The organism is Thiomicrorhabdus marina (assembly GCF_017571465.1).
Lineage (GTDB): Bacteria > Pseudomonadota > Gammaproteobacteria > Thiomicrospirales > Thiomicrospiraceae > Thiomicrorhabdus > Thiomicrorhabdus marina.
Map to the genome: position 1 here is coordinate 158,407 of NZ_JAGETV010000002.1, position 20,728 is coordinate 179,134.

Genomic DNA, 20,728 nt, shown 5'->3' on the forward strand with positions numbered 1-20,728 from the left:
GTGAGTTATTGTGTTACAGAGCTAATAAAATTTGACATTTTTTTAATGGTTTTTATGTCCAAATCAGATATTACGTCTCTGGTGTCAGTAATTTTCTGTAAATCAATATTCTTAATTGTTTCCGCAATCAGTTCAAGGCGGTTAGAGTCATAAAAATGAATATATCCACCAATATCAGAGCCTTCTACTGCTTTGATACGAACTGAAACAACTTGTAGGCCGTGGGCCATGTATGTGAGAACCTTTGAAGGGAAGGATGTCTCGTTATATTTCGCATTAGGTTCTTGGGTACTTAAGCCTATGGAGCATGAAAACAGAAAATCTGTAAAATCTTTTCCCGTGATGAGACCATGAAAAAAAACCTTTGAAGAAGATGAATCATTAACTTGTTTTATAAGTGATTCAACAGATTTGACTTCCTCATCAGAACCAAATCCAAGAATATGTATTTTGTATATCTCTGGTAAGTATTGAGCTGTTTTTATAGCAGCGTATACACCACCTTTTTTTATATCAAACGTTCCAGCGTAAACTACGTTAATAAAGCCATCAGTACATGCTGACTCTGAGTCATTTTTCTGGATGCTGTAAGTGCCATGAATAACAATCGATGGCTTGTTAGAAGTATTCAATTCAGAATTCAAAATATAAGTAGGGAAAATATAAGCATCTGCAGCCATGATATTGTTTTTTTCTTGTTTTCTTTGGCGTGTCGAACAAGTGACTGCATCTTGATAAATCTCTTCAACTTCCAGAACAAGCTTAAATTTTCTGATTTGTTTGGCTAAAGTGATTGTTTTTCCATAACCTAAAGAGTGATAAACAAACACCATTTCATTTTTTTTTGTTTTAAAAATCAAAATCAAAAAAAGGATCAAATTACCCAAAAAATAATCAAGTACATTTCTAAGCTTATTACCAGTACCGAGTGACGCAATAAGGTTTATTGTATAACCGTTGTGGTGATGTGTTTTTTTATTAAAAACAATTCCTTCTTTTTCTGGCTTACATAGAGATAGTATTTCAACATCATAATCATTTTGAACTAGAGTACTCGCAACATAATCCATCTTAGTCGCCGCTGCCGGTGAATATAGTCGTTTTGGCTGCCCTAGTTCAGGCGAATAGTAATAGCCGATGTACTTAATTTTATTTTGTTTCAACATTCATTACCGTCCGAATGTAAACAATTTTTTCAATTTTTGTGTAAGCTTTTCGTCTCGATAATAAATTCGATAAATAATCGATTCACTCTGGCGTAAAAACTGTTGCCATTTACTCCCACGGCCCATAATGTTTTTTAGCTTTTCTTCAAAAAGGACATCTCTAATAACGTATTTTGGGTGATTTAATGGAAATTCAACGGGATAAGTTTTCATAAAATAAATTCCCCTCATGCTTTTGGGTATCATTTTTAAAGACGAAACGGAATTAGCGCCATCTTCAGCAAGGCCAATATTTGTAATCAGATTCTTTTTGGGAACAATAATCAAACCAGAGTTTAAGAACATATTAAGGCCGCGCTGCAATGACCAAGATGACATCTTATCCCCGTGATGCAGTCGATGTTTGAAGGATTCATAATCATTAATAAAACTCTGACCGCGATGCTCTTTAAGGAGTTTTAGTGTGTGTGGATCATTAAACTCATTCATTTCAAAATCAATCTTATCCCATACTCTTTTCCAGGTTGCCCAGCCCCATATTGAGCCTTCTTGAGCAAACAGATAATCATTTTGAATTTCATCGTAGACACCCAAGTTATTCATGCCACTAATCATGTCAATACGCTCATCATCTTTATAGTTTTCTAATAAATCATGACAAAACGTAAAAAAGCCTTCAGAAGGCACACAATCATCTTCGATAATTGCTAAACGGTCTACATGCTCAAATGCCCAAGTCACTCCAGAAGAAACTCGACCACCACAGCCCAAATTTACATCTGAATAGTTACGGTAAACTTGGCAATCCCAATCAACATTTTCAACAATGCTTCGGCATTCTTTAATTTTTTCTAGGTCAGTTTGCTTACCTTCTCTTGGCCCATCTTGAATCAGAAAAAGCTGTTTTGGTTTTGCATGCCGTATTGCTGCAAATGTTCTTTCCAAAACATCAGGTCTTGCAAAAAATATCAAAGCAACTGGTACTTTTGTCATAATTGTGAAAACCTTAAATTTGTTTACCTGCCATTCTCTTGAAAGCATCATTTTCATTTATTAGATCTTGATAGGAGCCCTGTGAAACAACTTCTCCTGAGTCAAGTAAATAGATTTGGTCGCAACTTTCAACTGTAGAAAGCCTATGGGCAATAACAATGATGGTTTTATTACCAGCGAATTCATGGATTGCATTCATAATTAATGTTTCAGTAACACCGTCGAGAGCACTGGTTGCTTCATCCAAAACCAATATTTCAGGGTCGTTGTAAAGAGCCCTTGCAATCCCAATTCTTTGCCTCTGCCCTCCTGAGAGTTGAACGCCACGTTCACCCACACTAGTTTCCAAGCCTTCGGGTAATTTGGATACAAACTCATCTAAATGAGCTAACTTCGCTGCTTTTTCAACTTGTTGAAATGAAATTTCTTGTTTAGGTATGCCAAAAGCAATATTTTCAGCAATTGAATTTTCCGTTAAGTTGATTGTCTGAGGAACATAACCAATTTTCTTTTGCCAGCAAAGAAGGCCCTTATCATCGAGCTTTACGGAATCTACCAATATACGACCTTGTTGAGGTGTTAATAAACCTAAAATTAAATCTACTACTGTGGATTTTCCAGAGCCCGAGGCTCCAACCAAAGCAATAGATTGATTTTTATAGATTGTGAGATTAAGTTTATTTAGAGCTGGTTTAATCTCTTTATCATAAGAAAATAAGATGCCTTCTAATTCAAACTTCCTCTTGAAGTCAAGGTCAACAGAAAATTCGAGTTTGCTTCTGTTACTTGTTTCTTTATTAAACATGAGCAAGTCTTTTTCTATAGCCTCAAGCGAGGAAAAACTCCCTCTAATTTGCGATTGTGCCATGTAAATATATTGGAACGATGGTAATAGTTTCATACCAGCAAGCGCCATTATGGAAAGAGTTGCAATAACATTACTCTGACCTTCTACACCTATTAAATACATAACCAAAACTATGATAAAACCAAAAGCAACAAACTCTAGAGCGTAACGAGGAATCACTCCTATGATAGATATATTGCTTTGAGACTTAGCAATATCCTTTGAAGCTTCTTCAAAAGCACTAAAAAAATATTTTTGTCTATGTAGCAATAAAACCTCTTTTACACAACCAAATCCTTCAGACATTAATTTGAAACGTGCAGAACTTAGTTCAGAAATCGATTTACCCATACTAGATAAAGGCTTTTTCACAAAGAAAAATATAAATCCATATACTGATGCAAATATAACGATTGTTGCAACCATAATCACAGGGTCAATAACGTAAATTGAAACGCCCATAATTAAAACCAAGAAGATTTTTGCATTAACCTGAAGAGTCGGATAAAGAATGTTTTGAGTTACTCTTATACAATCAGTGGATATAGCTTTAACTAATTTACTGCTACTTGTTTGAGAGTGGTATAACCAAGGTTTTGAAAGATAATATGTGAATAGATTTGATGCAAAGTCTGCTCCTATAACCTCACCGACCCTCATTAGTCTCCATGAAGTGATGGTTGATAAAGTGCTACCAATTAATAGAAACAGTAAAGAAGCACCTCCTAATAAAAATAAGAACCCCTCAGGTGTTTCTAGCTTGCTAATAATATAAAGCTCATTTAAATAATGATTCGAGTTAATTTTTTCAAAGTCCATAGCAACCGCCATAAATGGACCAATTGACAAAACACCTGCAACTTCAAAAACCGCCATTAAAACCATCAGCACCTGTAATCCAATAATTTGTCGCCTCTGGCGAACTGTCAGGAGAGCTAAAAGTCTCTTAATTATTTTTATCATGAAATTTTCACCAATAAACTTTTACACAAAACTCACTATGGAACTAACTGTTTGCAATTCAACACCACAACTACAGTCTAATGTTTTACCATCTGTGCTATCAATCTCATAACATAACTTAAATCCGAAACATCATTTCAATACACACAAAACAAAACAAATTATTTAAATCTAGGCTAGATATTATCCTTACTTATTTTCGAACACCCTTTACGTAAAATTACCACTTAACATCTCACACATACCTCTTCATCCAACACCTCAATTTGAAATTCGACTTACATTTATATGACAACAAAGCTCCAAAAAAACATATCTAATTCCGATAAACTTCATACCATTCAACAAATTTACCAATCCCCTCTTCAATCGAAGTACTTGGTTTGAATCCGGTATCTGCGATCAGATCACCCACATCGGCATAGGTTATCGGAACGTCGCCAGCTTGCATAGGTAAAAGGTTTTCTTTGGCTTTTACGCCGCAAGCATCTTCAATGGCTGTGATAAAGCGACGCAAGGTGACCGGTTGGTTATTGCCGATGTTATAAACCTTATATGGAGCTTGAGCACTGGTGATTGCGCTTATAGACTGCTTCGCTTCGTTCGCAATGACACCACCTTGAGTAACAGCAGGAATGCGGTCCATAACTCGGATGACGCCTTCAACAATATCGTCGATATAGGTAAAGTCGCGCTGCATTTCTCCGTTGTTATAAACATCTATCGCTTTGCCTTCCAGAATCGCCTTAGTGAATTTGAAATACGCCATATCCGGGCGACCGAAAGGCCCGTAAACGGTAAAGAAACGCAAACCTGTGGTAGGAAGACCATATAAATGACTATAAGTGTGAGCCATTAGCTCATTGGATTTTTTGGTCGCGGCATACAGACTGATTGGAAAGTCGACGCGGTCATCAGTGCTGAAAGGCTGCTTGGTATTCATGCCATATACCGAACTGGAACTGGCATAAACCAGATGCTTCACTTTGGAATGACGACAACCTTCAAGAATGTTAACAAAACCGACCAGATTGGAATCTACATAGGCGTGCGGATTATCAATCGAATAACGAACGCCAGCCTGAGCCCCCAGATTCACGACCACGTCAAACTGCTGTTCGGCAAACAAAGCTTCAATCCCGCTGCGATCCGCCAGATCCAACTCAATAAAGCGGTAATTGGCCGCATGTGAATGTTCCGCTAATTCAGACAGCCGATCATGTTTTAGCTGCGGATCATAGTAATCATTGAGATTATCGATACCGACAACCTGGTCACCGCGGTTCAGCAACTGCTGAGTTAGGAAAAAACCGATAAAACCGGCGCCGCCGGTGACTAATACTTTTTGTTTTAAATTCATTATTTATCCAACTCGACCAACTCTACGTAAGCGGTCAAGATATTTTCTTTGAACGACTCTGTGATTCGATTCCAATCCATCACCTGTATTAAAATCGGGATAGTTGATTCTGTCAGCCTTTCCTTAAAATCGGTGAATTCATCAAAATCGATGGACTTCTCGTCACTAGGAATAACGACCAAATCCAAATCACTCCCTTCATGTGCTTGACCATTCACACGACTGCCAAAAGCCCAAATTTTAACAGGCTGTGTAAATGACTGCCTTGCAACTTGAATGATCATTTGTTTATCTTTATCTCTAAGCTGCATCAATGACTTCAACCAACTTTTGAGCATCTGATAAAAATTGCGGAATAAGCACTAGCGTCTTATTTTCCAACTCTTCACCATAGTCATGACTGGTTGAGTTTCGGTTATCACGATACCCCAACCACCTTTCAACCTCTTCAGCCGTTAAAAGACTATGCAAAGCAGCATGACGAAAAAGGTCTTTAAAATACAATTGATCTGCGGCTTTGTTACTATGAAAAAAAGGTCTCAGCCGTTTTTTCAAAAGCTTTCCGGATTGCTCCAAAATAATCTCAAACTCTTTAATCACCGCCGAGCGATAAATCTCAAACTCAATCTCATCCTCTTTGGAGTCTTGCAACTTGGAAAAAGCCTTATCTAAAGCAGCAATACAACGCTTCAAATAAGTTGTATCAATGTTTTGTTGAATCACCTTCCCGCCTTTACCGAGATTACTAACTTGGATTGCTATAACGCTCAATACATAGATTGCCGCGGCCCACAGAAAAAAGGGCCTCGCAATGACACATAATTAGACTCAGTCTTTTCCAAACAAGTCGCGTGTATAGACTTTCTCGGCAACGTCTGCAACATCTTCAACCAAACGGTTGGCGACGATTACATCACTCATCGCTTTAAACTCATTCAGATCGGTAATCACTTTTGAATGGAAGAATTCAGTTTGGCCCGCTTCTTCAAGCACCGGCTCATAAATGACAACATCAATCCCTTTGGCTTTAATGCGCTTCATCACGCCTTGAATCGCACTGGCACGGAAGTTATCCGAGCCTTGCTTCATAATCAAGCGATATATTCCAACAACAGGCGAAAGATTCCCGCCTACGCGGGAATGACCTGCTGCTTGAGTGCATTTTTTAATAATTTGATCTGCCACAAAGTCTTTACGCGTGGTATTGGAATCAACAATCGCTTTAATCAAGTTTTGCGGTACATCATTGTAGTTAGCCAGCAATTGCTTGGTGTCTTTCGGCAAGCAGTAACCACCATAGCCAAATGATGGGTTGTTATAGTGGCTGCCGATTCGTGGATCAAGACCGACACCTTCAATAACTTGTTTTGAGTTCAAACCATGGGTTTCGCAGTAGGTATCTAATTCATTGAAATAAGACACTCGCATCGCCAAATACGTATTTGAGAATAGTTTCACTGCTTCGGCTTCAGTGGCATCGGTAAACAGAACTTGAATATCATCAGCGGGCTTTTCTGCACCTTCGACTAACAGATTGGCAAAAACGTTGGCGCGCTCGGATTCTTCACCGACGATAATACGCGACGGATAGAGATTGTCATACAACGCTTTGCCTTCGCGCAAAAACTCTGGGGAGAAAATAATATTGTCGCAATTGAATTTTGCTTTGACTTGATCGGTATAACCAACCGGAATGGTTGACTTAATAATCATCACTGCATCTGGATTGATTGCCAGCACATCGGCAATCACCACTTCGACACTGCGTGTGTTAAAGGTATTGGTTTCCGTATCATAGTCAGTAGGCGTCGCAATCACAACATACTCAGCCCCTTCGTAAGCCTTAGCCTTATCCAAGGTAGCGGTAAAATTTAGCGCTTTGTTATCCAAAAAATCGGTGATTTCCGCATCGACAATCGGTGACTTTCGATTATTCAACAAATCGATTTTTTCCGGCACAATATCCAAAGCCATAACTTCATGATTTTGCGCCAACAAAACCGCTAATGACAGGCCAACATAACCCGTACCCGCTACTGCTATTTTCATATCTTTATTTCCAAGTTCAATCTATTCAAAACTGTTAATTTCAATGTAGAAACTATTCTATAGGAATTTGCCAAAAATTGGTAAACGTCACAATAACAACTTCCCTTTAAAAAGGGCTGAATAAGCCCCCTAAGTGAATGGCAGATTTTATGCGCCTTTCAGATAAACTAGTTTTTTCACCCCAGATATTTGTCGAATCCAAGGAGACACTGACCACTTTTGTTTAACTTTTTCCGCTAGTTTTTTAAGCTCTTTTCTATCTTCTTTTGACTCCAAAAGAACCACATAATACAAACGGCCATCACGCTTTTGAGGTATGACCTTAGCTCCAGAGATTGCATTTTTAACAACCATCGCCCGCAACTTCACTTCAGACTCGGAGCTAGCCAGTTGCATTGTAAAATGACTATCTGGCTGACTATTCAACCAAGAAATATCAGCGTCATCATCTAATCCAGCAGGTAAGTGCCCAATTTCCTCAGCATTACTCGCCATCTTGCTTCGAAGATTCGTTAAATTCTCTAAAGCGAGCGAATGTTTATTCTCCAATGCTAATTGATACCAAAACTCTGCCTTAGCGAAATCTTTATCAATTCCGACACCATTTTCATAGACCCAACCCAGGTCATTTTGCGCACTTGAATGCCCTTCTTTAGCTGCTGCTTGCAATAAGACAAAACCTTTTTGATAATTCACTGCAACGCCCTTGCCTTGATAGTAAATCACCGCAAGATTGTATTGTGCATTAACATTATTCTGCTCAGCCGCCTTTTGATACCACTGTATTGCTTTAGCAAAATCCTGCTTAACTCCCGTGCCAACATCATACATAAGCCCAAGATTACTCTGAGCTTGAGCGACACCGTCTTCAGCTAAGGGCAGCCATTCGTCATAGGCTCGTTGATAATCTTCTTTCTGAAATGCCTTAACACCATCATAAAAATCAGCAACCGCATTTTGAGCGCTAAAGATGGCAATCACAGCAAAAAGCAACGTTCTTTTCAATTCAATCTCCCAAAACGCCTCTTGCACATGCTCATTCTGAAGACAGTCGGCGCTTTTTGACCCGTTTTCTTGAATGCGATTCATGGGTAAAAGAGAGCACTGCAATCGCACAAACGACAACAAAAGTTAATGCATTCGCAGGGATGTGCAAATTAAAGTCGGTAAAAGAATGCGCCAAGATCCCAATAATCGCCATGGCACTACCAAAACCGATGCCACTGCGATAATAAGATTGTCGGTTTCGCAAACTCCTAATCGCATAACTTAAAGCGATAGCCACAAATAAAGCCAGAGGAATAACACCAATCAATCCGTATTCGACCAAAAATTCGATATAGTCATTATGAACATGATCAACAACCCCTCCGAAATTAGGACCAGCCAACGGCATAAAGGCAACTTCATAGCCACCGGCTCCAATCCCAACCAAAGGTGCCTGTTCAAACAAATGCATACTTTTCTCAAATATCGGGCCACGTAAGTCATTAATATCCACCAAAACCTCACCACTTTGCTGGGTGACCGTAACTTCAGTATTCATTAAACGCTCTTTGAGCTTATCCAAACCAAAATATTGACTGATAATAATGATGTCGATAACAATAAAACTCACCAACAATAAACTATTACGAACTCGATGTTCTTTAAGGCTAAAAATAAACATGGCGCCGACAATGATCAAGCCAATAAAAAAGGCCGTATTCCCCATTCGAGAGTGCGACATAACCAAGCCGATAACCATCACCACCAAAGCCAAACGAATCTTCATCTTATTACTTAAAACCAACTCCATAAAATTTCGCCAGTTCCATTCACGACCATCACGCATCGCTAACATCAGTCCAATTCCAAGCCCAATCACCATGACCAAATAACCAGCCAGATGGTTTCGGTTAACAAATGTTCCCGTTGCATCCGTCATGTAATGCACCTTCTCAAACAAAAACGGTTCCATTGCGCCAAGCACAACACTGGTACCATAAAATGCCTGAAAGGTTCCGCTGATAATCAATACCGCGATTAGCTTTGTTAAGTCAACACGTTTTCTAAAGTGCGCTAACACAAGAATAAACATACTGCTATAAGCGACCCCCAACATCAAATATTGAAAATGCTGAGCAGGATCATACTTAGTTTCAAATAACCATTGCCCAGCCACCCAAACTTGAAACAGTAGCAACAGGCCAGACAAGATAACCGCAGGGGATTTAATCGGGAGAGAGCTGTGCTTGGTTCGTAAAAGATGAATAGACCAAATAAAAAGAGACGTCGCAACCAAGAATACCAATAGTGCAGCCGACCAGTCAGTATTGCTCCCTTTTGGCAAAGGAGCCCATAACAAAATAATTAATAGAAACCATTGGTTAATGGCAAACAAACGACTTTGACTAGACACAAACAAGCATTCCAAAAATGATTATTATCGATTCCACTTTGCAGCCAAAGCTCTAAGCTGACAGCACATGAACACTACAAAGACTCCAAACACATTCGCAGCCATATCCAAGTAAGAAAACTGACGGGATGGCTGAAAATGATTTTGTAAAAATTCAAGAACCCCGGCAACAATAAATAGCGATGCCCAAAGAATCCATCGTTGCTTTAATTGAAAAACGAAATAGGCGGAAACAGAAAATATCAGAAGAGCGAAAAAATGCAAAAATTTATCAGAGCTAATACCATAAAAAGCACCTTGCCACAGCTCTGGCGGAGATTCTGCTCTAAACATGCCCCACAATAAAATCGACAATACAGCTAGAAAGATTACAACCCGCAAAACCACTTAGTAACTTCCAACAAGCCGCTCAAGACTTAAGTGACAACGATCAATAGGCATTTTTATTAATAAATCCCTTAAAAATCGTTAAAAAGATGATTTTAATATCAAACCAAAGACTCCAATTACGGATATACTCCAAATCGAACTCAATGCGTTTTTCCATCTTATCGAGCGTATCAGTCTCACCCCGCCAACCATTGATTTGCGCCCAGCCAGTAATCCCCGGCTTCACTTTGTGACGCAACATGTAATAGTCCACCAATTTACGATATTCCTCGTTATGAGCCACCGCATGCGGGCGCGGACCAACCACTGACATATTGCCAATCAACACATCAAAGAACTGCGGCAGCTCGTCCAATGAAGTGCGCCGTAAAAACGCTCCGACTTTGGTGATTCGTGCATCGCCCTTCTTCGCTTGAACAACCTTATCACTATTCTCCATTACCGTCATAGAACGGAACTTATGGACATTGATTTTCTTACCATCCAAACCGTAACGATGCTGTCTAAACAAAACAGGACCTTTCGACGTTGTCTTTATGGCAACCGCTATGGCAAGTAAAACCGGAGCTAATAGCAATAAAGCCCAGAAACTGAACGCGATATCAAATGCACGCTTATAGAACTGCTGACTACCCGATACCGGCTGCTCAAAGACACTAATGGTATCAACGGTTCCTAAATTACTGACATTACCGTGCATCATGGTACTTAAAAGAAAATCAGGGACAAAAAACACATTAACCGTTGAGTCACTTAAGGTACGAATAATATGTGCAATGCGCCCTTCAGCTGCGACAGGCAGACAAATATAGACACTATCAATGGCGTCATTTTTAGCTAACTCTAAAGCATCCATAACGCCACCGCTTAGGGTTTCATTTTGGATTTGCAGCCTCTCTACATCTCGGTCATCAAAAAAACCGACAAATTTAAAACCCAATTCAGGAAACTTTTCGATCTCATTGCGCAGTTTGATGCCTGACTCCGTTAGCCCGACAATAGCCACTTTACGTAGATTCTGCCCTGAACGATAACTTCGTCTGCGATTAAAACGATAAATCACTCGCCAACCAACAAGCCCTACCAAAGACAACAGATACCATAAAAAGAAAGTTAATCGAGAAAAAGTCTCACTCTCTTTAAACAGGAAAATAATGGAAATAACCACTAAAAAACTAACACTGGTAACAATGCCAATCAATGTCACCCTTTCTGAAAAATGACCGTGACGAAGTCGTCGGTACAGTCCGGTGGAATCGGAGAAGAAAAGGTAAACCGTCGTCATGACAGTAAGCACCAACAGATAATCTGTTGTCAGCGGAACAGAATACAAGGAGGCAACAACAAATAAAGAGAGAGAAAGTACAGCAATATCCAAAACTCTAAAAATAGAAGGGACACTGTCCTTTGTTCGTAAACTAGCCCGTTTGTTCATTTTTCTATTCTTCTTTAAACTAACGTTCGAATCTTATTCAAACATTGATTAACAAGTGCTACCGCTTCTAATTGGTCTTCGGCCTCAGCATAACAACGCAATTCCGGTGCATTACCCGACGGTCGTAGGTGAATAACCGAATTATCACTCAGCGTTAAACGCAAGCCATCCACTTGATTAACTGTACTTACTTGCCGATTTTGCACATCCAGTTTTGCCAACAATCGCTCAGGGTTTTCCGCTCCTTCGGCAATCAAGGTTTGACTGGTTTGGGTTGGTACACCTTGAATGCGATCACTTGCGGTAAAACGCTGTGGCAAGGCACTTACAAACGATGAAAGCGATTGTTTCTGTTGCACAACATGCGAGAGCAGCACAATAACCGGCAATAAGGCATCGCGTGTTGGCAAGGCCTTTAATACTTGGTCATTTAAGGTTAGGTCCGAACCTAACAGATAACCACCATTCGCTTCAAAGCCAGCAAAACTGGCGTAATTATCAGACAATTCCATAAAAGCTTCAATGACATAAGGAGAGCCAATTCGAGTACGGCTAACTAAATTGAATTCAGCACTTTTTTCAATCGCCGTATTACAACTCACCGGCACCGCTAAAGCTTCTATCCCTAAAAATTTAGACGTTAGAAGACCAACGATGTCACCTCGTAACCATTCACCTTTTTCATCGGCAATGAGTGGACGATCACCATCACCGTCGGTGGAGAAAATCGCATCAAAGCCATATTGTTTTGACCAAGCGCGCGCTTTTTCGCGATCGGCATCGGCAACCGCTTCGGTGTCAATTGGTACAAATTCATTAGAGCGACCCAAGGACGTAACTTCTACTCCCATTTGGGTCAGTAAAGCACTGTATAAATCGCGTCCGGCACTGGAGTGCTCGTAAATACCGATTTTCAGTCCAGAGAGCGCTTGTTTCCCGAAATAATCGGCATAACGATTCGTATAGGTTTGCGTTGCAACACTATTCACATCCGGTAGTTCAGGCTCTATGGCTAACATTGGTAAATCACAAGCGATGATAGCGGCTTCATCGGCTTTGGTGATTTCACCATCCGGCCGATAGAATTTAATGCCATTGCGATCAAACGGAATATGGCTACCGGTAACCATAATCGACGGCTCTTGGTCGATCATCGCCTGCAAGGCCAATGCCGGAGTCGGAATCACACCATAGAACACCACGTCAATCTGCATTGCCTTTGCTGCGCCGCAAATAGCCGCCGCGATCTGCGGACTGCTTGGTCGGTTATCCATGGCAACGGCAAGGCGTTTAAATGAAAAATCGTGCTGCATGGCAGCAATAAACGACAAGGTAAAAGCGGCGCAGGCTTGATCGGTAAAATCAGTTACCAAACCGCGTGCGCCGCTGGTACCAAAACCGATGCCACTTTGTTGAATGATTTCTTTAACAGTCTGCGTCACAATCTTGCCTTTAGGAACGTCCGTAAGTGTCTTCTACACGCACTATATCGTCTTCACCGGTGTATTCACCCACTTGCACTTCGATCATATACAAATCGATTTTGCCGTGGTTTTCCAGACGGTGTAATTGCCCCATTTTGATATAGGTGGATTCATTTGGTCGCACCAATTTCACTTCATCATCCACGGTCACAGTTGCCGTACCGGATACCACGATCCAGTGTTCATTACGGTGAAAATGCTTCTGCAACGACAAGCGCCCGCCGGGTTTGACCATAATGCGTTTCACTTTATAGCCCTCTGTATCAACCAACACTTCGTAGGTTCCCCAAGGGCGATAAGCAAGACGATGAATCTCGGCCATTTCCGGACGAGATTTTTTAATTTCCGCGACGACATTTTTGACTTTTTGCGAACTGCCTTTTTTGGAAACCAAAATCGCATCGGTGGTATCTACCACCAATAAATCGTGAACATCAACTAATGCAATCTGACGATCACGCGCCACAATCAGATTATTATCGGAATCAACGCAGATTGGTGCGGGCGAATTGTCCAAACGCGCAAGCACGGCATTGCTTTGAGCAGAGGTTTTAACCTCATCGTACAGTGCATCAAAACTGCCCAAATCCGACCAACCCATATCGCACGGCACCACTTTGACCTTATCCGACTTTTCCATCACCGCATAATCAATACTGTCTTCCGGAATGGCTTGCATAGCCGACAATTCAATCGCGATTTCGGCACAATCAACACTGTTTGGCATTGCGCTTTTACAAGCTTGATAAATCTCTGGACTGTGCTTTTCCAATTCCGCCAAGAAAACGCCGGCTTTAAAACAGAACATGCCAGAGTTCCAATAATAATTACCTTGGTCAATATAAGACTGAGCAGTGACTGCATCCGGCTTTTCTTTAAATGACAACACCTCGTTACCATCGGCCTCAATATAGCCAAACCCGGTTTCCGCAAACGCAGGTTGAATCCCAAAAGTGACTAGATTATCCTGCTCGGCCAACGCTTTTGCCTGCAATACAGCCTCTTCATAAGCCACTTGATCTTTGACCAAATGATCGGAAGTGGTAACAAACACCAAATCATCGCTATCCACAGCCATACAAGCTAAAGCAATGGCTGGTGCGGTATTACGCCCCACCGGTTCTAATAAAAATTGTGAGTGACTAAAATCACACGTCATCCTCGGGCTTGACTCGGGGACCTCAATCCCTGATATTTGCTCCAACTGATCGACCGCTAAAAAATACTGCTCACGGTTTGAGACGATCATTGAATGCTGACAAAGAGATTGGTTACGTAATACCGTATCTTGAAACAGCGAACGACCGTGAAACAGACGCACAAACTGCTTAGGCAACATAGTACGGCTCAAAGGCCATAGACGGGTGCCAGAACCGCCGCAAAGGATGATATTAATCATTGTTTTAGCCACGCTTTTAAATTGGGTAAAAATATTTTGCTGAATGAGTGTACTTGCGAATCTTCAGTAAGCTCTTGTATCGATAGCCAACGGTAGTCGTTATGTTGTTCTAAAGGCAAAGACAGTTTTTCAGATGTTAAACGAAATGCATGAGTCGCATTAATATAGTGGGTTGAAATATCGGAACTAAAAAAACTATCGTCATAAAAATGATCAAACAAACCCAATAACTGCGCCCGATGACGTTGAATAACGCAGCCTAACTCAGCTTTAGAAATACGTTCAAACGCCTCTTCCTGAGACTCGTTTTTATAAACGCGCCCGCCAGGAACAAACCAGAAATCTTTTGCCGGAGCATTTTTGCGCCGACCGACTAAAATCTGTTCTTGCTCATTCACAATCACCAGATCAATGGCAAAAAGCGGCGCATTTTTAATTAACTGTTTAAAGTCTTTTTCTAAAAGCATCAAATGTTATTCACAACACTTTTCAACAACCACACATGTCATTCGAAATGACATACGTATTTGTCATCCCGAGCGTAGTCGAGGGATCTCCAACCAACAACAAGATGCTTCGACAGGCTCAGCATTACAACAACCACACACGTCATTCGGAATGACATACGTATTCGTCATCCCGAGCGTAGTCGAGGGATCTCCAACTAGCAACAAGATGCTTCGACAAGCTCAGCATGACAGCAATCACACACGCCATTCGGAATGACATACGTATCCGTCATCCCGAGCGTAGCCGAGGGATCTCCAACCAACAACAAGATGCTTCGACAGGCTCAGCATTACAACAACCACACACGTCATTCTGAACGGAGTGAAGAATCTCCTTCCAACTTTACGGATTCCTCATTGCATTCGGAATGACATACGTATTCGTCACCCCGAGCGTAGTCGAGGGATCTCCAACCAACAACAAGATGCTTCGACAGGCTCAGCATGACAGCAACCACACACGTCATTCTGAACAGAGTGAAGAATCTCCTGCCGACTTTACAGATTCCTCATTTCATTCGGAATGACAGATACTGGGTCACCCCAAGACAAGAGGTTCCAGTGCTATAGAGAATCACCAATAAAAAGCTCAACCCAATTAGGGTTAATACTTTCGACCAATTGGTTTTTCTTCTCTCTTCGCCAACCCTTAAATTGCTTTTCACGAGCTATAGCGGCTTTGACATCAAATGTTTCTTCAAAATAAACCAACTTGGTGACGTTATATTTCTTAGTAAAACCTTCCACAAGATGGTTTTTATGCTCAAAAAGCCTACGCTGCAAATTATTCGTTACTCCTACATACATCACCTTATTATTTTCTGTAGTGAGAATGTAAACATAGTATCTATTCATCTGCTAAACCATTCTTTGTAATCTCGATGCGAAAAATCTCCAACCAACAACGAGATGCTTCGACAGGCTCAGCATGACTTCAACCACACGCGTCATTCTGAACGAAGTGAAGAATCTCCTACCGGCTTTACAGATTCCGCCCTTCATTCGGAATGACATACGTATCCGTCATCCCGAGCGTAGTCGAGGGATCTCCAACCAACAACAAGATGCTTCGACAGGCTCAGCATGACAATAATCACCCTCTAAAGCTATCCTGATTTTCTAAAAACCATTGATAGGTTTGCGTTAGTCCTTCTTCCAAAGAAATCTGTGCTTTCCAGCCCAATCGTTCTAGGCGTGAAACATCCATTAGTTTACGTGGCGTACCATCGGGTTTGGTTGTGTCCCAGTGAATCTCACCCTGATAGCCAATGACTTTGGCCACTGTTTCAGTCAACTCTTTGATAGTGCAATCTATACCTGTGCCGACATTGATATGCGACAGCATCGTTTGAGTTTCACGCTGATAGATTTCGCGATCCAAGTTCATCACAAAAATCGACGCTTCTGCCATCTCATCAACGTATAAAAACTCACGCATCGGCTTGCCTGTACCCCATGCATTCACTACCGGAGCATTAGCCAACTTCGCCTCATGAAAACGGCGGATTAACGCAGGAATCACATGCGAATTTTCAGGGTGGAAATTATCATTTTCACCATAGAGGTTGGTTGGCATCACCGAGCGGTAATCACGCCCATATTGACGATTGTAACTTTCACACAGCTTAATGCCGGCAATCTTGGCAATCGCATAAGGTTCATTCGTGCATTCCAACAGGCCTGTCAAAAGGGCATCTTCTTTCATTGGCTGTGGAGCCATTTTCGGATAAATACACGAAGAACCCAAAAACAACAAATCCTGCACATCGTTTTTATGTGCCGCATGAATAATGTTCGCCTCAATCATTAGGTTTTCATAAATGAATTCGGCTGGGTATTCATTATTAGCATGAATACCACCCACTTTTGCCGCGGCTAAATACACTTGATTAATTTGATTCTTAGCAAAAAAGTCACTGACGGATTGCTGATTAACCAAATCAACCTCACTACGATCCGCAGTGATAATTTGATTATTTGAATCTTGCGAAAGCTGACGAACAATCGCACTGCCCACCATGCCTTTATGCCCGGCTACAAAGATGCGTTTCATCGCCTATCGACCTTCTTCAATCGATACAGCAACATCATGACCGTGTGACTTAAGCAGTACATTACGCTGAGCCACTTTCAAATCTTCAGCCACCATTTCCGCACACATTTCTTGTACTGTGATTTCAGGTGTCCAACCCAACTTGGTTTTGGCTTTGGCTGGATCGCCCAATAGCGTTTCAACTTCTGCAGGACGGAAGTAACGTGGATCAACTTGAACGATCACATCACCCACTTTCAATGCTGGGGCTTTATCGCCTTCAATCGCTTTAACAATCCCTTTTTCATCCACACCTTCACCTGTGAACTCAACCGTTATACCCAACTCAGCCGCAGACCATTCGATAAATTGGCGCACGGAATATTGCACACCTGTCGCAATGACAAAATCCTCTGGATTATCTTGTTGCAACATCATCCACTGCATACGCACGTAATCTTTCGCATGCCCCCAGTCACGCAGAGCATCCATATTCCCCATAAACAGGCAATCTTCCAAACCTTGAGCAATATTCGCCAAACCACGGGTGATTTTACGCGTTACGAAAGTTTCACCACGACGCGGAGACTCATGGTTAAACAAAATCCCGTTACATGCATACATTCCGTAGGCTTCACGGTAGTTGACTGTAATCCAGTAGGCGTACATTTTTGCCACCGCATAAGGCGAACGAGGGTAGAAAGGCGTGGTTTCTTTTTGTGGGATTTCTTGTACCAAACCATACAACTCAGAGGTGGAAGCTTGATAGAACTTTGTTTTCTTCTCAAGGCCTAAAAAACGAATCGCTTCCAATAAACGAAGCGTACCCATCGCATCTACATCGGCTGTGTATTCAGGCGATTCAAATGACACCGCTACGTGTGATTGAGCACCGAGGTTATAAACCTCATCCGGTTGCACTTCTTTCAAGATACGCGTCAAATTAGACGAATCCGTCAAATCACCGTAGTGAAGAATAAAGTTCGCATTATCCGTGTGCGGATCTTGATAGATATGATCGACACGTTGTGTATTAAACGAAGATGCACGACGCTTAATACCATGGACTTCATAGCCCTTTTCTAACAAGAACTCAGCCAAGTAAGAACCATCTTGACCCGTAACACCAGTAATGAGTGCTTTTTTCTTCATTTCTTCACTTCCAATAGATTATTTAATTCATTTTCAAATCTCTGCATAATCGCAGAAACGTTTAAATTCTGTTCGGCATAATAACGATTTTTTATACCATATTCTGACCTTAAATCGGCATCTTTCGCCAATTTTTTGATAGATTCTGCAAAGTCATCCACATCACCAGGCCTGGTAATTTCTGCCATGCCATTCAACACCGTATGAACTTCTGTACCTTCATCTGCCGTAGCGACAATCGAACGACCCGACGACAACATCCCTGTTAATTTAGACGGCATCACCAAATCCGCCGCACCCGCCTGTTGTGGTAATAAATGAATATCCGCAACATTCAAAAACTCATTCAATTTTTCAAACGGCTGAAGTGGCAGCCACACCACTTTTTCTATGCCTGCCGACTTTCCTTTCAGAACATCCACCGCCGCACCAAAGCCTGCCATTAAAAATACGATCTTCTCGTTTTCTAGCAATTCAGCGGCATCGATAATAATTTCCAGCCCCTGCTTTAAACCCATATTGCCAGAATACAAACACACCACTTGATCATCCGCAATGTTCAATTCGTTTCGATAACTGGAACGCTGTAAAGGATGAATAATCGATGTATCTACCCAGTTCGGGAAAAACAACTGACGTTCACGGTCGATTTGTTTTTTATCCAGAAGATTCATCATGGACAGGGAAATCGTAGAAACACGATCAAAACGACGCATTAAAAACCGCTCAACACCATAAATAAACTTCTTCAACCAACCCGCTTTAACAATGCCCAACTCAAAGGCAGCATCCACTTCAAAGTCCTGAATATGCAAAACCGATTTAGCACCCGACAGTTTCGCAGTCACAATCGCGCCAAAACTGTTAAATAATGGCGGTTCAACACAAAACACCACATCCGCACGCCAAAAAATATGACGAAGCACTACTGGCAAACTTGAAGCGGCAAACGATGCCAAATGAACCAGACGTTTCAGACCCGAGACCTTTTTCGGCACCCAAATCGGACAACGATAAACCGTTAAATTATCAGAGGTTTCTTTCTTGTATTTCCAACCTGAAAAACCTGCATGCACCTGCCACTCAGGATAATATGGCGGTGCACAAACGACACGTACCTCATGCCCTTGCTCAGCAAGCCATTGCGCCATTTCCCCGGAATACTTGCCAATGCCGGTCAGTTCAGGGGAATAATTGGTAGAGATTAAAAGAAGCTTCATTGACGAACCTTAGAAACAAGAGAATAAAAAAACTTAGTTAAAAAAAACAACTTAACTTCGTTTCCATCGCAACTGGCATAAGGATTAAAGCGATCAGAATAAAATTTAATAAACAAGTACAACCAAACCAAATAAAAAGCAAAGGAGTCAAACTGCAAATAAAAATAGAGAATTAAAACATATAGAAACCAAAACCTTTTATCAAATAACAAATAAAGAACTAGCAAATATACAAATAAACCAAACTCAGATATCAACCTAAGATGCATATTAAAATAATTTGATTCATTTTTATCTCGAGCTGAAAGAATCTCAGCCAAATAACCATTAGTATAGTTAGTAAAAGCTGCGTCAAAACCAGAGTGAAAGCTGTGCCAAGCATTCGACAATCCTGCCCCCCATAGAAAAACACCATCATCTGACATAACACCATAATATAAAGCCGAAGATCTAAAAAAACGCGCCGCAGAACTTGCATCAGAATTAATAATAGCAAGCAAAGAACCAGATGTATCAAAGCGACCTGGGACCAATAATTCCAAAATAGCAGGAGCAACACTATTCACGATAAAAAAAGAAATTAACATCACAGACAACGCTAAAAAAGGTTTATTATAAAGAAAATAGAAAACCATTAACAAATAGAAAAAAACAACAAAATCCAGCATAAACCTAGCCGAATCTAAAAAGAAAAGCAATATGAAAAAATATAAAACCATAAGTACAGAAAGTCTATTTACAAAAAACTTATCAGCACCTATAACGACACCCAACATAATAAAGAACGGCAAAATACCAAACAAATGCAAACTAGAAAAAGAAGGCTCAGTAAACGAAAACTGAAACCGTTCTCCATAATTTCTGGATTGAATTAACTCATATAAAGAAATTACAGGTGAAACATTTAACTTAAAAGCAACAATGTAAACAACACCATAAACCAAAGAAAAAACATAACCATAAAAAACCATATTTAATAAATTGTTTTTTCTATACTGCAACTCTTTTTGACTTGAATAATTCTCCAAATACAAGCTAAGCGAGAGTAAAAAAGAGAATCCTAATACAAGCGCCACAAAATTCCTAACTACAAGATTAAACTCCGGCTCGTACCAAAAAAAACGAATACATGAAACCATAATCACAACTAGCATAAAAATAAATGGTGTCGTAATTTTGTTAGTAACCTTACCTCTTCTAGCAAACAATGACAAAAGTGCGTATAAGAAAAAAAAATAAGGAGATACTGCAGCCCAACCACTAGAAGGAGCAAAACTAAGATTATCAAATGGAATTAAAAAAACCGCGAATAAAAAAAGCTTATCCAT

At 40.7% G+C, this 20,728-nt stretch carries 21 protein-coding genes; 2 read left to right on the forward strand and 19 right to left on the reverse strand.

Annotated features, from left to right (window positions below):
* Positions 1 to 5: 5 nt before the first annotated feature.
* The 14 genes from J3998_RS01940 to J3998_RS02005 form a co-directional block, all read right to left on the reverse strand.
* Positions 6 to 1,166, reverse strand: a complete 1,161-nt coding sequence (locus J3998_RS01940) for a glycosyltransferase family protein (protein WP_208147103.1) — start codon at positions 1,164 to 1,166, stop codon at positions 6 to 8.
* Between the two features lie 3 nt (positions 1,167 to 1,169).
* A complete protein-coding gene (locus J3998_RS01945; protein WP_208147105.1) occupies positions 1,170 to 2,159 on the reverse strand; it encodes a hypothetical protein in 990 nt (329 codons plus the stop codon).
* Between the two features lie 13 nt (positions 2,160 to 2,172).
* Positions 2,173 to 3,969 (reverse strand): ABC transporter ATP-binding protein, encoded by a 1,797-nt coding sequence (locus J3998_RS01950; protein ID WP_208147107.1) that lies wholly within the window; start codon positions 3,967 to 3,969, stop codon positions 2,173 to 2,175.
* Positions 3,970 to 4,285: 316 nt separating this feature from the next.
* Entirely contained in the window at positions 4,286 to 5,329 is a 1,044-nt protein-coding gene (locus tag J3998_RS01955; protein ID WP_208147109.1) for an NAD-dependent epimerase, read from the reverse strand.
* Positions 5,329 to 5,640, reverse strand: a complete 312-nt coding sequence (locus J3998_RS01960) for a nucleotidyltransferase family protein (protein ID WP_208147111.1) — start codon at positions 5,638 to 5,640, stop codon at positions 5,329 to 5,331. Before J3998_RS01960 ends, J3998_RS01955 begins: the two co-directional genes overlap by 1 nt.
* Positions 5,630 to 6,052: a nucleotidyltransferase substrate binding protein gene (locus J3998_RS01965; protein WP_208147113.1), complete on the reverse strand. Its 423-nt coding sequence runs from the start codon at positions 6,050 to 6,052 to the stop codon at positions 5,630 to 5,632. The genes J3998_RS01960 and J3998_RS01965 overlap by 11 nt, the downstream gene beginning before the upstream one ends.
* A 105-nt stretch (positions 6,053 to 6,157) precedes the next feature.
* Positions 6,158 to 7,378: a nucleotide sugar dehydrogenase gene (locus J3998_RS01970; RefSeq protein ID WP_208147135.1), complete on the reverse strand. Its 1,221-nt coding sequence runs from the start codon at positions 7,376 to 7,378 to the stop codon at positions 6,158 to 6,160.
* A 147-nt stretch (positions 7,379 to 7,525) separates the two neighbouring features.
* Positions 7,526 to 8,383, reverse strand: coding sequence for an SPOR domain-containing protein (locus J3998_RS01975; protein WP_208147137.1), 858 nt, complete (start codon positions 8,381 to 8,383; stop codon positions 7,526 to 7,528).
* 31 nt (positions 8,384 to 8,414) lie between these two features.
* The gene (locus tag J3998_RS13470) at positions 8,415 to 9,779 is read right to left on the reverse strand and encodes an O-antigen ligase family protein (RefSeq protein ID WP_208147139.1); all 1,365 of its coding nucleotides are present in this window, start codon (positions 9,777 to 9,779) and stop codon (positions 8,415 to 8,417) included.
* A 24-nt stretch (positions 9,780 to 9,803) separates the two neighbouring features.
* Entirely contained in the window at positions 9,804 to 10,166 is a 363-nt protein-coding gene (locus tag J3998_RS01985; RefSeq protein ID WP_208147141.1) for a VanZ family protein, read from the reverse strand.
* 43 nt (positions 10,167 to 10,209) lie between these two features.
* On the reverse strand, positions 10,210 to 11,604 hold the full coding sequence (locus J3998_RS01990; protein ID WP_208147152.1) for an undecaprenyl-phosphate glucose phosphotransferase: 1,395 nt from the start codon (positions 11,602 to 11,604) through the stop codon (positions 10,210 to 10,212).
* 14 nt (positions 11,605 to 11,618) lie between these two features.
* A complete protein-coding gene (locus J3998_RS01995; protein WP_208147153.1) occupies positions 11,619 to 13,046 on the reverse strand; it encodes a phosphohexomutase domain-containing protein in 1,428 nt (475 codons plus the stop codon).
* A 10-nt stretch (positions 13,047 to 13,056) separates the two neighbouring features.
* Entirely contained in the window at positions 13,057 to 14,487 is a 1,431-nt protein-coding gene (locus J3998_RS02000; protein ID WP_208147155.1) for a mannose-1-phosphate guanylyltransferase/mannose-6-phosphate isomerase, read from the reverse strand.
* The gene (locus tag J3998_RS02005; protein WP_208147157.1) at positions 14,484 to 14,954 is read right to left on the reverse strand and encodes a GDP-mannose mannosyl hydrolase; all 471 of its coding nucleotides are present in this window, start codon (positions 14,952 to 14,954) and stop codon (positions 14,484 to 14,486) included. Before J3998_RS02005 ends, J3998_RS02000 begins: the two co-directional genes overlap by 4 nt.
* Before the next feature lie 227 nt (positions 14,955 to 15,181).
* Here J3998_RS02005 and J3998_RS13355 point away from each other — a divergent pair, with 227 nt between their 5' ends.
* On the forward strand, positions 15,182 to 15,313 hold the full coding sequence (locus J3998_RS13355) for a hypothetical protein (protein WP_279576186.1): 132 nt from the start codon (positions 15,182 to 15,184) through the stop codon (positions 15,311 to 15,313).
* Positions 15,314 to 15,560: 247 nt separating this feature from the next.
* Here the strand turns inward: J3998_RS13355 and J3998_RS02010 are convergent, their stop codons facing one another.
* The gene (locus J3998_RS02010) at positions 15,561 to 15,851 is read right to left on the reverse strand and encodes a GIY-YIG nuclease family protein (protein WP_208147159.1); all 291 of its coding nucleotides are present in this window, start codon (positions 15,849 to 15,851) and stop codon (positions 15,561 to 15,563) included.
* 73 nt (positions 15,852 to 15,924) lie between these two features.
* Between J3998_RS02010 and J3998_RS02015 the strand changes: the two genes are divergently transcribed.
* On the forward strand, positions 15,925 to 16,083 hold the full coding sequence (locus tag J3998_RS02015; RefSeq protein ID WP_208147161.1) for a hypothetical protein: 159 nt from the start codon (positions 15,925 to 15,927) through the stop codon (positions 16,081 to 16,083).
* A gap of 6 nt (positions 16,084 to 16,089) precedes the next feature.
* Here the strand turns inward: J3998_RS02015 and fcl are convergent, their stop codons facing one another.
* Genes fcl through J3998_RS02035 form a run of 4 tightly spaced genes read right to left on the reverse strand, consistent with a single transcriptional unit; the run spans position 16,090 to position 20,728 of the window.
* A complete protein-coding gene (gene fcl, locus J3998_RS02020; protein WP_208147163.1) occupies positions 16,090 to 17,049 on the reverse strand; it encodes a GDP-L-fucose synthase in 960 nt (319 codons plus the stop codon).
* Between the two features lie 3 nt (positions 17,050 to 17,052).
* Positions 17,053 to 18,180: a GDP-mannose 4,6-dehydratase gene (gmd, locus tag J3998_RS02025; protein WP_208147165.1), complete on the reverse strand. Its 1,128-nt coding sequence runs from the start codon at positions 18,178 to 18,180 to the stop codon at positions 17,053 to 17,055.
* A complete protein-coding gene (locus J3998_RS02030; RefSeq protein WP_208147167.1) occupies positions 18,177 to 19,400 on the reverse strand; it encodes a glycosyltransferase WbuB in 1,224 nt (407 codons plus the stop codon). The genes gmd and J3998_RS02030 overlap by 4 nt, the downstream gene beginning before the upstream one ends.
* Positions 19,397 to 20,728, reverse strand: coding sequence for a hypothetical protein (locus tag J3998_RS02035; RefSeq protein WP_208147169.1), 1,332 nt, complete (start codon positions 20,726 to 20,728; stop codon positions 19,397 to 19,399). Before J3998_RS02035 ends, J3998_RS02030 begins: the two co-directional genes overlap by 4 nt.

Bases quoted from the DNA above. Each gene is read 5' to 3' on its own strand.
- fcl (WP_208147163.1), bottom strand. From the start codon at position 17,049: ATGAAACGCATCTTTGTAGCCGGGCATAAAGGCATGGTGGGCAGTGCG.
- J3998_RS01955 (WP_208147109.1), bottom strand. From the start codon at position 5,329: ATGAATTTAAAACAAAAAGTATTAGTCACCGGCGGCGCCGGTTTTATC.
- J3998_RS01990 (WP_208147152.1), bottom strand. From the start codon at position 11,604: ATGAACAAACGGGCTAGTTTACGAACAAAGGACAGTGTCCCTTCTATT.
- J3998_RS01945 (WP_208147105.1), bottom strand. From the start codon at position 2,159: ATGACAAAAGTACCAGTTGCTTTGATATTTTTTGCAAGACCTGATGTT.
- J3998_RS02005 (WP_208147157.1), bottom strand. From the start codon at position 14,954: ATGCTTTTAGAAAAAGACTTTAAACAGTTAATTAAAAATGCGCCGCTT.
- J3998_RS01940 (WP_208147103.1), bottom strand. From the start codon at position 1,166: ATGTTGAAACAAAATAAAATTAAGTACATCGGCTATTACTATTCGCCT.
- J3998_RS13355 (WP_279576186.1), top strand. From the start codon at position 15,182: ATGACAGCAATCACACACGCCATTCGGAATGACATACGTATCCGTCAT.
- J3998_RS02000 (WP_208147155.1), bottom strand. From the start codon at position 14,487: ATGATTAATATCATCCTTTGCGGCGGTTCTGGCACCCGTCTATGGCCT.
- J3998_RS01960 (WP_208147111.1), bottom strand. From the start codon at position 5,640: ATGCAGCTTAGAGATAAAGATAAACAAATGATCATTCAAGTTGCAAGG.
- J3998_RS02015 (WP_208147161.1), top strand. From the start codon at position 15,925: ATGACTTCAACCACACGCGTCATTCTGAACGAAGTGAAGAATCTCCTA.
- J3998_RS01950 (WP_208147107.1), bottom strand. From the start codon at position 3,969: ATGATAAAAATAATTAAGAGACTTTTAGCTCTCCTGACAGTTCGCCAG.
- gmd (WP_208147165.1), bottom strand. From the start codon at position 18,180: ATGAAGAAAAAAGCACTCATTACTGGTGTTACGGGTCAAGATGGTTCT.
- J3998_RS02010 (WP_208147159.1), bottom strand. From the start codon at position 15,851: ATGAATAGATACTATGTTTACATTCTCACTACAGAAAATAATAAGGTG.
- J3998_RS01970 (WP_208147135.1), bottom strand. From the start codon at position 7,378: ATGAAAATAGCAGTAGCGGGTACGGGTTATGTTGGCCTGTCATTAGCG.
- J3998_RS02035 (WP_208147169.1), bottom strand. From the start codon at position 20,728: ATGGATAAGCTTTTTTTATTCGCGGTTTTTTTAATTCCATTTGATAAT.
- J3998_RS02030 (WP_208147167.1), bottom strand. From the start codon at position 19,400: ATGAAGCTTCTTTTAATCTCTACCAATTATTCCCCTGAACTGACCGGC.